General features: G+C 69.0%; 18 protein-coding genes. All 18 read left to right on the top strand.

Annotated elements, in window-relative coordinates; translation table 11 throughout:
- Positions 1–242 precede the first annotated feature (242 nt).
- The 18 genes from HRL51_RS06915 (at position 243) to HRL51_RS06830 (ending at position 12,264) form a co-directional block, all read left to right on the top strand.
- On the top strand, positions 243–458 hold the full coding sequence (locus HRL51_RS06915; protein ID WP_172193431.1) for a hypothetical protein: 216 nt from the start codon (positions 243–245) through the stop codon (positions 456–458).
- Positions 455–796, top strand: coding sequence for a thioredoxin domain-containing protein (locus HRL51_RS06910; protein WP_172193432.1), 342 nt, complete (start codon positions 455–457; stop codon positions 794–796). The genes HRL51_RS06915 and HRL51_RS06910 overlap by 4 nt, the downstream gene beginning before the upstream one ends.
- Complete coding sequence (locus HRL51_RS06905) at positions 793–1,212, top strand: RusA family crossover junction endodeoxyribonuclease (RefSeq protein ID WP_172193434.1); 420 nt, start codon at positions 793–795, stop codon at positions 1,210–1,212. The genes HRL51_RS06910 and HRL51_RS06905 overlap by 4 nt, the downstream gene beginning before the upstream one ends.
- Complete coding sequence (locus HRL51_RS06900; protein ID WP_172193435.1) at positions 1,209–1,529, top strand: hypothetical protein; 321 nt, start codon at positions 1,209–1,211, stop codon at positions 1,527–1,529. Before HRL51_RS06905 ends, HRL51_RS06900 begins: the two co-directional genes overlap by 4 nt.
- 21 nt (positions 1,530–1,550) lie before the next feature.
- Positions 1,551–1,937 (top strand): hypothetical protein, encoded by a 387-nt coding sequence (locus HRL51_RS06895; RefSeq protein ID WP_172193437.1) that lies wholly within the window; start codon positions 1,551–1,553, stop codon positions 1,935–1,937.
- A complete protein-coding gene (locus HRL51_RS06890; RefSeq protein WP_172193438.1) occupies positions 1,934–2,233 on the top strand; it encodes a hypothetical protein in 300 nt (99 codons plus the stop codon). The genes HRL51_RS06895 and HRL51_RS06890 overlap by 4 nt, the downstream gene beginning before the upstream one ends.
- On the top strand, positions 2,233–2,838 hold the full coding sequence (locus HRL51_RS06885) for a single-stranded DNA-binding protein (RefSeq protein ID WP_172193440.1): 606 nt from the start codon (positions 2,233–2,235) through the stop codon (positions 2,836–2,838). The genes HRL51_RS06890 and HRL51_RS06885 overlap by 1 nt, the downstream gene beginning before the upstream one ends.
- A complete protein-coding gene (locus tag HRL51_RS06880) occupies positions 2,835–3,044 on the top strand; it encodes a hypothetical protein (RefSeq protein ID WP_172121297.1) in 210 nt (69 codons plus the stop codon). Before HRL51_RS06885 ends, HRL51_RS06880 begins: the two co-directional genes overlap by 4 nt.
- A gap of 78 nt (positions 3,045–3,122) precedes the next feature.
- Positions 3,123–4,454: a hypothetical protein gene (locus HRL51_RS06875; protein WP_172121298.1), complete on the top strand. Its 1,332-nt coding sequence runs from the start codon at positions 3,123–3,125 to the stop codon at positions 4,452–4,454.
- On the top strand, positions 4,454–5,239 hold the full coding sequence (locus HRL51_RS06870; RefSeq protein ID WP_172121299.1) for a hypothetical protein: 786 nt from the start codon (positions 4,454–4,456) through the stop codon (positions 5,237–5,239). Before HRL51_RS06875 ends, HRL51_RS06870 begins: the two co-directional genes overlap by 1 nt.
- Complete coding sequence (locus HRL51_RS06865; protein ID WP_172121300.1) at positions 5,236–5,484, top strand: hypothetical protein; 249 nt, start codon at positions 5,236–5,238, stop codon at positions 5,482–5,484. Before HRL51_RS06870 ends, HRL51_RS06865 begins: the two co-directional genes overlap by 4 nt.
- 96 nt (positions 5,485–5,580) lie before the next feature.
- Positions 5,581–5,826, top strand: coding sequence for an HNH endonuclease (locus HRL51_RS06860; RefSeq protein WP_244960122.1), 246 nt, complete (start codon positions 5,581–5,583; stop codon positions 5,824–5,826).
- Between the two features lie 254 nt (positions 5,827–6,080).
- Positions 6,081–6,335 (top strand): hypothetical protein, encoded by a 255-nt coding sequence (locus HRL51_RS06855; RefSeq protein WP_172121302.1) that lies wholly within the window; start codon positions 6,081–6,083, stop codon positions 6,333–6,335.
- Complete coding sequence (locus tag HRL51_RS06850; RefSeq protein WP_172121303.1) at positions 6,310–7,695, top strand: ATP-binding protein; 1,386 nt, start codon at positions 6,310–6,312, stop codon at positions 7,693–7,695. The genes HRL51_RS06855 and HRL51_RS06850 overlap by 26 nt, the downstream gene beginning before the upstream one ends.
- 15 nt (positions 7,696–7,710) lie before the next feature.
- Positions 7,711–9,117 carry a phage portal protein gene (locus HRL51_RS06845; protein ID WP_172121304.1) on the top strand — a complete coding sequence of 469 codons (1,407 nt, stop codon included), beginning with the start codon at positions 7,711–7,713 and terminating at the stop codon, positions 9,115–9,117.
- The gene (locus HRL51_RS06840; RefSeq protein ID WP_172121305.1) at positions 9,117–10,445 is read left to right on the top strand and encodes a VG15 protein; all 1,329 of its coding nucleotides are present in this window, start codon (positions 9,117–9,119) and stop codon (positions 10,443–10,445) included. The genes HRL51_RS06845 and HRL51_RS06840 overlap by 1 nt, the downstream gene beginning before the upstream one ends.
- A gap of 396 nt (positions 10,446–10,841) precedes the next feature.
- Complete coding sequence (locus HRL51_RS06835; protein WP_172121306.1) at positions 10,842–11,243, top strand: hypothetical protein; 402 nt, start codon at positions 10,842–10,844, stop codon at positions 11,241–11,243.
- A 55-nt stretch (positions 11,244–11,298) separates the two neighbouring features.
- Positions 11,299–12,264, top strand: a complete 966-nt coding sequence (locus tag HRL51_RS06830) for a phage major capsid protein (protein ID WP_172121307.1) — start codon at positions 11,299–11,301, stop codon at positions 12,262–12,264.
- The last annotated feature ends 8 nt before the right edge of the window (positions 12,265–12,272 follow it).

The following is a 12,272-nucleotide window of genomic DNA, read 5'->3' as shown; positions in this document are numbered from 1 at the left end:
ATCACCCGTGTCAGAGCGTCGACAGCGTGGTCCCTGTGCGCGGCGTGCGTGGCTGTCGGCCTCTTCGTCGTGAAGTTCGTGCAGTCGCAGCCGACTGTGGGGGAGTGGGGTATCGCGGGTGCCATGTGGGGGCTGTGCCTGCTGCATGTCTGCGCTCTGGCCTTCCTGCGTCACCGGGAGCGGAGCGGGCTGGGGGACCGACGCATGAGGGGCCAGGTCAGGCGCTCGGCGGTGAGGTTCTGGTGATTGTCACGATCCGTATCCAGTGCGACACCCTCGGGGTGGTCGAGGACAGCATCCGGGTGCCCTCTGAGCGTCTGGGACGCACCTACGGCGCCGGGGTGAGGGACGACGTGGTGGCCGCGATAGAGCGGGACCGGCGTACCGCCTGGCGGGCTGTGAGGAGGCTGGCGCATGAGATGACCAGACCACAGGTGATGAAAGGTGGCACGCGGTGAGTGTGCGGATCAGTATCTATGAGCCTGACAGCCCGTGCCAGGCGTGCCGGGCCACCAAGAGGTGGCTGGACAAGCGCCGTGCCCGCTACACCACCCACCTGCTCACCGAGGATGTGCGGGCCATGCTCACTGAGGCTGGCTACGAGCGGGCACCAGGTGTCGTGGTCACCACCTCCCTGGGCCTGACTATCGACTGCTGGGGAGGTTTCAACCCGCCACTGCTCGCCCAGTGGGAGCCCCAGGCGGGGCATGTGCCTGCCGTGCTGCCTGCTGAGGACCATCCGGCCGGGGCAGGCCCGGCAGGTGTCCACGACGGCCTCCAGGAGGTGGACGCGTGAGCGAGGTGAGCGGGGCGGTGTACTCGGTGGTGTTTCGGATGCTGCCCGCCGACGTGCTGGGAGAGAACGACCGTCGCTGCTCCCGGGACCGGAGGCGGTGGAGGCGGGTGCGTGAGCTGCGTGAGCAGGCGTGCGCTGTGGCCAGGCTCCAGCGAGCACCCAGGATGGAGCGCGCCCGCCTGGTGGTGACGGTGGCCCTGCCTGACCGGCGTCGCCGGGACCTGCACAACTTCACCCCCACGATCAAGGCGATCGTGGACGGTCTGGTCGACGCCGGGGTGCTGCCTGACGATGACGCCTTCCACCTGGCCGGCCCGGACTGGCGTCTGTCGCCAGAGCGCTCCAGGCGGTGGATGGGCCAGCCCACGATCAGCTTCGAGCTCGCTCTCTACCCGGTCGGTGGTGATGGACGGTGAAGCCCATCAAGTTCGGGGCCGGGCCGGTGCGCTGCCGTACCTGCGGGGCGCTCATGCGGCCCACTGAGCGTATCGACGGCTGGCCCAGAAGGTCCGTGGTCTATGGGGCCGAGGGTGAGTGCGTCCAGTGCGCCGCCAGCCAGGACCCTGACCCGGCTGGGCAGGGACGTTCCCAGGAACCAGCCCCACCCCCGGCACCGGTGCCGCGGCGGCGGACCCGCAGGCGCTTCGACTACCGGCCCGAGGCACTGGCTATCTGCGAGTCGTGCGGTAAGCGCTATGACCCGCTGGACGGGACCTGCGGGTGCAATGACTAACCATGACCGAAGGAGATGACTGTGGCTGAGCATGTGTGTGGGCAGATGCCCGCTGAGGCCACTGCGCGCGAGCAGTGGCCTGGTGCGCAGATGATTGTGATCCGTTGCGGGGCGTGGACTAACACCCTGACCTGTGTGCACGACAGGCTGGCGGTCCGCGACGAGCTCGACGGCGGCTACTACGTGCCCTCGATGGGGCTGTACATGGCACCTGGCGCTGACTGCATCGACCAGTGGGAGCAGGTGGTGGCGGTGCCCGTTGACGTCGTCCGGCGGCTTCAGGAGGTCCTGGCTCACCCGGGAGCCATGAAGGATGTCGAGCCTTTGTTTGGGGCAGCACTGATCAACCAGTTGCTCGCGCTGCGCGTGCCTGTCGCTGTCATCGGTGGGACGGAGGGACAGCCGTGATGGAGATGGCCCTGGTTGAGGCCCTCGCGACTGTCACGGCCTACTGCAGTAGCGCGGCCTGTGACGCGTCGAGCAGCGTTGAGGTGCGGGTGGACCCGGTTCGCCGGTGGGAGGACCTGGAGGCCTGGTGGCAGGTCCTGGAGGCTGAGGGGTGGCGGCGTATGGGCCACCGCAGCGGCTACGGGCACACCTATGAGGTCTTCTGCCCGCGCTGCAGGCCGTGTGACGGCCTGCGCTGGAGGAGACAGGGCTCGCCGCACTGGGCCGAGCTCATCCCGATCGGGGTGACTGACTGATGGCTGGGGACACCGTTATCACGATCATCGGGAACCTGACTGCGGACCCTGAGCTGCGCTTCACCGCGTCTGGGGTGGCGGTGGCCGCGTTCACGATCGCCTCGACGCCGCGGGTCTTCGACCGGCAGGCGGGCCAGTGGCAGGAAGGGCAGGCGCTGTTCATGCGCTGCACGGTATGGAGAGACGTTGCCGATCACGTGGCGGAGTCGCTGCGTAAGGGTATGCGCGTGATCGCGCAGGGGCGGCTGGCCCAGCGTTCCTACACCGACCGTCAGGGGGTGTCCCGCACGGTGGTGGAGATGCAGGTTGACGAGGTTGGTCCCTCACTGCGGTACGCCAAGGCTGAGGTCCAGCGGGCGGACCGTGCGCAGGCTGGCGGGCACACTGCCGCCACCCAGGGCTACCGCAGTCCTGACGCGTCCCAGGCGTGGGGACAGCCGCCGACTCAGCCAGGTGCCGGCGGCCAGCCGCAAGCACAGCAGCAGAGTTCCGGTTCCTACCAGGCCCCGCCTGGTGGCACCCCGGACGACCCCTGGGCCACCGCAGGAGCCACCTCATTCGGCGACGAGCCGCCCTTGCTAGACCCCGAGAGGACACACCCATGAGCACGCACGACGACGCCGAGCTCCTACGCACCATCGCCGACCGCCTCGACGCCCTCGACGACGCTCCGACGCCGCAGCCCGCCACCCGTACGGGCGGGTCCGTGCTGGGTGCGGCCATCGGCTACCTCCTGATGGCTGTGGCCGGCTCCGTCATCGTCTCCCTGGGGGTCCTGGCGCTCGTGGAGATCTGGAGAGCCGTCCTGTGACACCCCCACTCGGCACCGCCCGGCCTCCGCCGCCTACTTGATTCCGTCCTTGTCTGCCCGTCTGCCCAGGAGAGTTAGTTGAGCTTCTTCAATGTCGACGACCAGGCGCACGTGCACCCCAAGCACCAGGTGCTGATTCGTCGAGGGCTCGCCGGTGACCCGGTCGCCTTCATGGCCGGCTACCTGTGGGTGCTGATGGGCAGCAGGCTGCGAGCGGCCTACGCCGACGGTGTCCTGGACCGGGTCGACCTGTACTCGGTGATGCCTGACCCGAGTGTCGAGCAGGCCGCTCAGGCCCTGGTGGAGGTGGGGCTGTGGCACGACCACGACCACTACTGTGACCAGGGTGAGCGCTGTCCACGGCCCAGGCCTGGGCAGTGGTCGTTCCACTCGTGGCGGGAATGGTCCCAGCGCACCGGCGCCCAGGACCGTCTGCGTAGGGCGCTGCAGACCGAGAGGAAGGACTCCACGCTGCACGACGCGGTGTGGGAGCGTGATCGGCTCCCACGGGCTCGTGACGGCGACGTCGAGACCGCCTTGTGCGCGTACTGTCAGCGCCTGGTGCGCAGAGACACGCGCCAGGGTCCGCTGCGCCCGGAGATGGACCACGTCTTCGCCAGGCCCATGGGCCTGGACGGGGTCGCCGTCTCGTGCCACGAGTGCAACCGCTCCAAGGGCAACCGCTCCGCCTCCCAGGCGGGGATGAGCTTTCACCCGACGCCGGCCCACGCGGCAGCGCTGGCCCGCCGAGACCAGGATCGATCGCGCCCCGACCAGGGGCCAGCCGATCTCCTGGAGCAGGCGTGGTCCACGCTCCCACCTGGCCAGGCTGTCCCCGGCGACGACCGTGGATCGCACCCCGCTGAGGGGTCTGCTGAGCCGGACGACGCCGGGCGGTGGGAGCCGTCCCTGCCCGAGAGGGGTGGGAGCAGTGTGCCCACAGGCACCCAGGAGCAGGCCTGGCAGGCCCGTGGAGCGTTCGCGGGGGCCCAGGCGTCTGACGGCACCCGTGTGCCCGCACACGACTCCCAGATCGGTTCTGAGAGCCGTACTGGCATCGCTCCCGCTGCTGACCAGCATGAGTCCGATGATGCCCCCAGCACCGCCTCGGCGACTGCCTGGCCGGAGGAGGGTGCCTCGCGCGCGCGTACGGGCCCACGCGCGGGCGCGCGTACGGGCCCGCGTGCGGCCGACGCGCTCTCCCGCCCGGCAGGGCAGGGCAAGGCAGGGCAGGGCCAGGAAGAGGCAAGGCAGGGCCAGGAAGAGGCAGGGCAGGGCACGGCAGGGCCCCGGAAGGGACACCGTCGGCGTCGCAGGGGCAGGAAGAAGCCCAGGCCAGGACAGGTCTGTCCTGAGCACGGTGACCGGCTGCCTTGCCGGATGTGCGGCTACGAGGAGGAGATGGGCTGATGACCATGTGCGTATGCGGGTGCGCCTTGCGTGGTGAGCACCTGACCGGCTGTGACGGCACCACGACCGACCGCCACGGGCGGGCGGTGGAGTGCGCAGGCTGCCTGCCTAGGCCGGCGGAGTACGGGTGCCTGTGCGGACGCTGCTGGGGACGGCTCCAGTCCCTGGTGCGCACCATGCCCTCCCTGGCTGACCACCTGGCCGCGATGGGGCAGCCGTCCCTGTCCTCGCCCATGGGCCACGCGGGTGCTGGTCACGGGAGACCGGGGGAGTCCAGCCTCTACCCGGCGGCCGTGGGGGTGCTCGACGACCTGCACGCCCTGCTGGCCTCCTGGTGCGTCGAGGTTGCCGCTGAGCGTGGTCTGAGCCTGCCCGAGGGCGGGACCAGGTGGACCGAGCCGGACAGGGACGGGAGCCGGGAGCCGATAGGCCCGGCCCGTCCGGGTGCCACGCGTGAGCTGGTGGCCTGGCTGGATGGGCACCTGCCGTGGTGCGCCAGCCAGCCGTGGGCCGGCGCGATGCTGGAGGACCTGGCTACCGCCACCGGCCGGGCGCTGCGGATGTTTCCGATGGAGCAGGTGGAGCGGCGCACCTGTGTGGCGTGCCCGGGGTGCGGGTGCGTGTCGCTGCTGGTGTCCCCGCCGCCTGTGGCCGGGGCGGACGAGACGGCCAGGTGCCGGGTGTGCGGCCTGGTCCTGTCGGAGTCCGAGTGGGCGGTGACGAGGCAGCGCGCGCTGGTCCTCGCTCGTGCCGAGGCCGAGGCTGAGGCTGTGGAGGGCGTGTGATCGTCGTCGACGAGTACGGGGACGAGTGGTGCACCTACGCCGAGGTGCTGGAGCAGGTGCCGGTGCTGACCAGCGCGGCACTGCGTCAGTGGGTCAGTCGAGGCAGGGTGCGTGTTCACTACCCGTTCGCCCCGTCTCGTCGTGGGGCGATGGTGTGTCTGACGGAGGTGCTCCCGCTGGTACGGGATGCGGACGGGGTGGGCTGGCGGCGGGGCAGGCGGGCGCGTCGTGGGGCGGGTGCTTGACGTGGCTGGAGCGAATTGTCACACTCGTGCCAGCGGTACACCTGTACCCAACCGGCCCCGGACAGTGCTCCGGGGCTGTCTCGTACGCGGGTGGTGGTGAGCGTGTCTCGTACCGGGAGCCGCCGTTACCGTCGCAACCGGGAGGCTGTCCTGTCGGTGTCGGACGTGTGCTGGATCTGTGGCAGGCCGGGTGCGGACACAGCCGACCACGTGGTGCCGCACGCGCTGGGTGGTAGTGACGCGGTGGACAACCTCCGCCCTGCTCACCGCTCGTGCAACGCGCGCCGTGGGATCGGTGCCCGTGACCGCCTGGTGACGCAGCGGACCTCGCGGGTCTGGTGACTGTGAGGGGTGGGGGGTGACCCCTGCCAGGCCCCTGGGGGCAGGCCCGGCAATGCCTCCGGTATCCCCCCGGCCTTCTAATTCTCATCCCCCCGGACGATTTCCTGCCGTCCCTGTTTTTCGGCGGTATATCAACGTTTGCTCGACGCAGTGGCGCTCGTGGGCCCTCAGTGGTGCTCCTGGATCGGGGGTAGGTGATGGGGGTCGGTTCTAGGGCGTTCGCCTCGGCGGTGAGGTCCGGCAGCCGCCTGAGGATGCTCAGGGCCCAGCGTCGTCGGCTGGCTGAGGAGCTTGACCTGCTGCCGCCGGGCACGAACCCGTCCGGCGTGGCCACGCTGTCACGCCAGCTGGCGGCGGTGTGCCGTGAGATCGAGGCGTTGGAGGCCTCGGGCCAGTCCAAGCCAGGTGGGGCGGTGAGTAAGGTCGATGAGCTCGCAGCCCGCCGTCGTGACCGCGCTCGGAGCCCAGGAGCCTCGTCTACGGGTGGCAGACGATTCCGCCAGTCGTGACGAGGGGCCGGACGCCGACGACCTCCTGCAGGCGTACGGGCTGGTTCTGGACGACTGGCAGGCCCTGGTCCTGGACGACTGGCTGGCGACCGGGACGGACGGGCTGTGGGCGCACTCGCGCGCAGGCCTGTCCGTGCCCCGCCAGAACGGCAAGAACGCGATCCTGGAGGCTCGTGAGGTCTACGGGATGGTCATGCTGCACGAGGCGTTCCTGCACACCGCCCACGAGGTCAAGACTGCCCGCAAGGCGTTCCTGCGGCTCCTGGGCTACTTCGACAACCCGCGTAAGTACCCGGACCTGGCTGCCATGGTCAAGGAGATCCGGCGGACCAACGGGCAGGAGGCCATCGTCCTGACCGGCGGCGGGCAGATCGAGTTCGTGGCCCGCTCGAAGAACTCGGCGCGTGGCTTCACCGTCGACGTCATCGTCCTGGACGAGGCGCAGGACCTGACCGACGAGGCGCTGGAGGCGCTGCGGTCGACCAACGCCGCAGGTCCTCAGGCCAACCCGCAGATCATCTACACCGGCACCCCGCCCAGCCCGAAGAACGACGGCGAGGTCTTCACCCGCTTCCGCTCAGGCGCCCTGTCAGGTACGACGGCGAGCACCTGCTGGCACGAGTGGTCCGCTGCCCCAGACGCTGACCTGGACGACGAGGCGACGATCGCCCAGGCCAACCCGGCCTACCAGATCCGCCTGTCAGCCAAGACCGTGTCCGCCGAGCGAGAGGACATCAGCGAGGAAGGCTTCGCCCGTGAGCGGCTAGGCATGTGGGACGAGGTGTCCACCAGCGCCGTGATCGACCAGGCCACCTGGCTGCGCTGCGCCGACATGGCCTCCCAGGTCAGTGACCGCCTCGCCCTGGCGGTCGACGTCCAGCCAGACCGCACCTCCGGGTCCGTGGCCGTGGCAGGACAGCGCGCGGACGGGCGCTGGCACGTCGAGGTCATCGACAACCGCAACAACGTCGGCTGGATCCTCCAGCGCGTCGCCGGAATCTGGGGCCGCCAACGCATCCGCACGGTCGTCATCGACAGACGCGGACCAGCAGCCTCGCTCATCGAGCCGCTCCAGCAGAAGGGCGTCAAGGTCACCACCACCGACGCCGCCCAGATGGCAGCCTCGTGCGGCGCCTTCTACGACGCCGTCATGGAGGACAGGCTGCGCCACCTGGACACCCCGGTGCTCAACTCAGCGCTCGCGGTCGCTCGCAAGCGGTCCCTGGGGGACGCGTGGGCCTGGCACCGCAAGAACGCCGCCGCTGACATCACGCCCCTGGTGGCGTGCACCCTGGCCCTGCACGGGGCCATGTCCGACCGGATCTCCAAGCGCCGCTCAGGCGGCGCGACCTTCGTGTGAGGCAGGTGAGCGCAGGTGCTGGACGACGCCCAGATCCGAGAGCAGATCACCCAGATGCTGACCGTCCGCCGCGAGGAGCTGCACCAGTTCGAGGCCCTGCGCCGCTGGCTGACCGGCCAGGCGGGCACGCCCCAGGTCCCCAAGGGCTCGGAGGAGGACGTCAAGCACCTGGCGGAGGTCTCCAAGCGCAACGTCATCTCCATGGTGGTCGACACCTTCGCCCAGAACCTCGGGGTGGTGGGCTACCGCAGCGCAGACGAGGCTGCTGACGCCACCGGCTGGGACCTGTGGCAGAGGGCCCGCATGGACGCCCGGCAGAACGAGGTCCACCGCCCCGCCCTGACCTACGGCCTTTCCTACCTCGTACAGCGTCCCCTGGAGGAGGACGGCCCTGTCGAGTGGATGCCCCGGTCCCCGCGCCAGCTGGTCGCCCTGTACGAGCACGACGACGTCAGCCCCTTCCCGGTGGTGGCCATGGAGGTGTGGACCCAGACCGTCGGACGCGTCAAGCGCCTGCGCGGCGCACTGATGGACGAGGAGAACGTCTACCCGCTCGACCTCGGCCCCGCCCACGACCTCGCCACCACCCGGACAGCCTCCCTGTCCCGCGTCGCCGCAGCCGCCACCGTCGACTACGAGGCAGCGTTCGCGCACCGCGCGGTCTACGACGGCACCCCGGTGTGCCCGGTGGTCCGCTTCGTCAACGGCGGAGACACCGACTCCGGCCCCCTCGGAGAGGTCGAGCCCCTCATCTCCTCCCAGCGGGCTCTCAACGAGGTCAACTTCGACCGCCACATCGTCTCCCGCTTCGGTGCCTTCCCCCAGAAGGTCATCTCCGGCTGGAGCGCAGGAGCCGCCGAGGTCCTCAAGGCCTCCTCCGCACGCGTATGGGCCTTCGACGACACCGACGTCAAGGCCAGCGCCCTCCCAGCGGCCTCCCTGGAGCCCTACAACACCGTCCTGCGCGAGATCGTCCAGCACATCGCCCAGATCGCCCAGATCTCACCCACCCAGATCGCCGGCGAGATGGCCAACCTCTCCGCAGAGGCCCTGTGGGCCGCCGAGGCCTCCCAGCAGCGCAAGATCGAGGCCAAACGACGCGCCTTCGGAGAGTCCTGGGAACTCGCCCTCCACCTGGCCGTCGAGACCGAGGCAGGAACCGACGCCGTCCCCCACGGCGCCGAGGTCATCTGGCGCGACACCGAGGCCAGGTCCTTCGCCACCGTCGTCGACGGCGTCACCAAGCTCGCAGCCTCCGGCGTCCCCATCGACCTGCTCATGCCCATGGTCCCCTCCATGACCCAGCAGCAGGTCAAGGCCGTCCGCGACCGCCTCGACATCGACCCACTACCACAGGCCCTGACCGCGCTCGCGGCTCCTGACGTGCTGGCAGGGGCGGATGACTCCGATGCGGAGGGCTGATGTACCGCAGACCCAGGCGGCTGACGCAGGACCTGGTCCTCAAGGGGCACAAGGATGCTCTGGACGAGCTCCTGGCTGAGCTCAACCGTCAGATGGACGTCCACTGGCAGCTGCTGGACCTGGACAATCTTGACGCCACCCGCAAGGCCTGGCTGCAGCACGCCGTCGAGACCCTGACCAGCCACCAGGGGCAGGCAGCGGACATCGCCGCCGAGTTCTGCCAGGACTGGGCGAAGGTCTTCACCGGCCAGGGCATGAAGGTCCTCAAGCCCGGCCTGCAGGCCGCCAAGGTCATCCGCGACGCAGAGCAGGCGCTGGACGCGCTCGGACCAGCCGGCATCAAGGCCCGTATCGCCAAGGGGGTCTCACCGGAGGCGGCGTCGGCACAGGCGCTCAGGGCCGTCAAGGCGGCCATGGAGAAGCGGGTGCTGGACGCCGACCGACAGACCGTCATCCGCTCAGCGGCCGCGGACCCCTCAGCCAAGGGATGGAAGCGCATCACCAGCCCGGGTGCCTGCAAGTTCTGCAAGATGCTCGCCGGGAGAGGAGAGGTCTACGACGCCAGGTCCGTGCGCTTCGCTGCTCACGACATCTGCCGGTGCCAGGCGGTGCCAGCATGGGGCGGCGAGCCGGTCAACGTCCACCAGTACATCGCCTCCAAGGCCAGGATCACTGAGCAGGAGCGACAGCAGCTCAAGGACTACCTGGACACCCTGGACGACGACGGTCAGCCGATCAGTACGGACAGGACTCTCCTGACGAGGATACCCGGATCACCGTCACCGGAGGATGCCGTAATAGGCCGCCTCCGTGCGCAAGAGCGTCGACAGCGAGGCCCGAATGAGTCTGTTGAAGAACGCTATGCCAGGCAGCAACGATTGAGGTCTGACCTGCGTGACCTTGAACCTCATGACGGTCTGCCGCTGGAAGTGCTTGAGTCTCACGAGATTGACTTCCTAGAACGCTTTGAGGCGCGCGGAGAACGTGCCCGATGGATTCGTCGCGATCGCGGAGAGCCCGGTCGTCAGGCACGCCCCCGGAATGACTACGTCTGGATCACTCAAGGGGAACAGGTCTGCGAGCTGAAGAGCACGGGAACCAAATACTCATCGATCTCCGGGCGAATCAAGAGTGCGGTCGAGAGTGCAGCGGCTCAAGGTGTCAGCAAGGACGTGTTCGTGATCGACCTAGGGCCGCACAAGATGCACGAAACCTTGGCACGCCAGTTGTCGCGCTACAACATCACCAGAGAAAAGAACCAGATTCGACGGCTCATCGTCATGTCACGTGACGGAACAGAGTTCGACGAGATAGCCCTAGCCGGCTAGAAGCAGAGGGGAAGCGGGGTCCACTTCCGGGCGTTCATGACAGCAGACACGCCGTCGGCCTGTTATTTCAAGGCGGGCCCAGGGGGAAACCCCCGCTTCCAGACCATTCTAGCACCAGGCCCCACCCCCTGCGAGACCTCAGACTTGCCGACATCCTTGCGCTCTATGCGATGCACGACGACGGCGCGAGGTTCGAGGAGATCAACCTCCGGTCACGCACGAAATGACGGGGCCCCAATGCCCGCGCATTACTGTCCACTTTGCCACACACGGTGACTATGAGGCGCGGCCTGTTATTTCAAGGCTAACGCGGGGGGGAACCCCGTCAACCCAATGATACAGCCTGATCCTGCGGGCACGCCAGGGCCAGGCAACACCTAGACCGAAGGAGCCCACATGCCCACCGACGCAGACACTCCCGCCGAGTTCGAGCCCATCACCACCCAGGAGGCAGCCGACGCCTACGTCGCCGCCCACCTGCCCGAGGACTACCAGCAGGCCGTCGACCGGGCAGCACAGCTGGAGAAGGACCTGGCCGACTCCCAGCGTGCGCTCGCGGCCTCCCAGGTGGCCGCTGAGACGGGGGTGCCTGTCGAGGCGCTGACGGGCACGACCCGTGAGGAGCTGGAGGCCTCCGCGAGCCTGCTGCGGCAGTGGCGTGACCAGACCGCGCCCAGGCCCAAGCGTCCTCCGCTTCACGACACCTCGCTGAGGTCGGGAGCCGCCTCAGCCAAGGAGTCCCTGTCTCCCAAGGCTGCCGCTGCTGCGGCCCTGCGCGCCATGCGCGGACACGAGTAGCCCCACCCACCTATCCGCACTGTGCCAAGACCAATCTCGCTGAAAGGAACCTGTCATGGCTACCCCCGATATCACCCGCTCCGAGGTCGCAGGCCTCATCCAGGACGCCTACTCCACCGACTTCCTTGGCGCTGCCGTGGACTCCTCGGTCGCTCTCCAGGCGTTCCCGACCGTGTCCATGGGCACCAAGACCGAGCGTCTGCCTGTCCTGGCGACCATCCCGCACGCTGACTGGGTCACCGAGTCCTCCCAGGAGGACACCGGCACCAAGCCCACCTCCAAGGCGACCTGGCAGAACAAGGTCCTGGTGGCCGAGGAGGTCGCGGTCATCATCCCGGTCCACGAGAACGTCATCGACGACGCCACCGAGGACGTGCTGGGCGAGATCACCAGGCTCGGAGGCCAGGCCATGGGCTACGCCCTGGACGCCGCTGTCTTCTTCGGCGTCGGCAAGCCGGCCACCTGGACCGACCCCGACCTGTTCACCGCCGCCACCACCGGCGGCAACCTCACCCAGGTGTCCACCACCGACCTGAAGTCCGACCTGGTGGGCGCCATCCTCCAGAACGCCGGCATGGTCATCGGTGACGGCGAGTTCGAGCCGGACACGCTCATCGCCCGCCGCTCCCTGCGCATGCAGCTGGCCAACCTGCGCGCCACCGACGGGTCCCCGATCTACCTGCCCTCCCTGTCCGCCACCCCCGGGGCCATGGACCAGGTCGCAGGCCTCAACGCCCGCTGGTCACGAGGCACCGTCAAGGGCGACAAGCCCGTGTTCGACGCCTCCAAGGCCGTCGCCCTGGTCGCAGACTCCACCGCGGTGCGCATCGGCGTCCGCCAGGACATCACCGTCAAGTTCCTCGACCAGGCCACCGTCGGCGGCGTCAACCTGGCCGAGAAGGACATGGTCGCCCTGCGTTTCAAGGCCCGCTACGCCTACGTCCTGAAGAACATCGTCGCCCAGAAGAACGCCGAGGCCGTCACCAGGTACCCCGTCGGCGCCGTCACCCCGTCTGCCTGAGGAGACAG

Origin of the sequence: Actinomyces faecalis (assembly GCF_013184985.2) — a bacterium.
Lineage (GTDB): Bacteria > Actinomycetota > Actinomycetes > Actinomycetales > Actinomycetaceae > Actinomyces > Actinomyces faecalis.
This window is presented reverse-complemented; position numbering and strand designations above follow the sequence as displayed.

Bases quoted from the DNA above. Each gene is read 5' to 3' on its own strand.
- HRL51_RS06885 (WP_172193440.1), top strand. From the start codon at position 2,233: ATGGCTGGGGACACCGTTATCACGATCATCGGGAACCTGACTGCGGAC.
- HRL51_RS06880 (WP_172121297.1), top strand. From the start codon at position 2,835: ATGAGCACGCACGACGACGCCGAGCTCCTACGCACCATCGCCGACCGC.
- HRL51_RS06870 (WP_172121299.1), top strand. From the start codon at position 4,454: ATGACCATGTGCGTATGCGGGTGCGCCTTGCGTGGTGAGCACCTGACC.
- HRL51_RS06855 (WP_172121302.1), top strand. From the start codon at position 6,081: ATGCTCAGGGCCCAGCGTCGTCGGCTGGCTGAGGAGCTTGACCTGCTG.
- HRL51_RS06840 (WP_172121305.1), top strand. From the start codon at position 9,117: ATGTACCGCAGACCCAGGCGGCTGACGCAGGACCTGGTCCTCAAGGGG.
- HRL51_RS06835 (WP_172121306.1), top strand. From the start codon at position 10,842: ATGCCCACCGACGCAGACACTCCCGCCGAGTTCGAGCCCATCACCACC.
- HRL51_RS06830 (WP_172121307.1), top strand. From the start codon at position 11,299: ATGGCTACCCCCGATATCACCCGCTCCGAGGTCGCAGGCCTCATCCAG.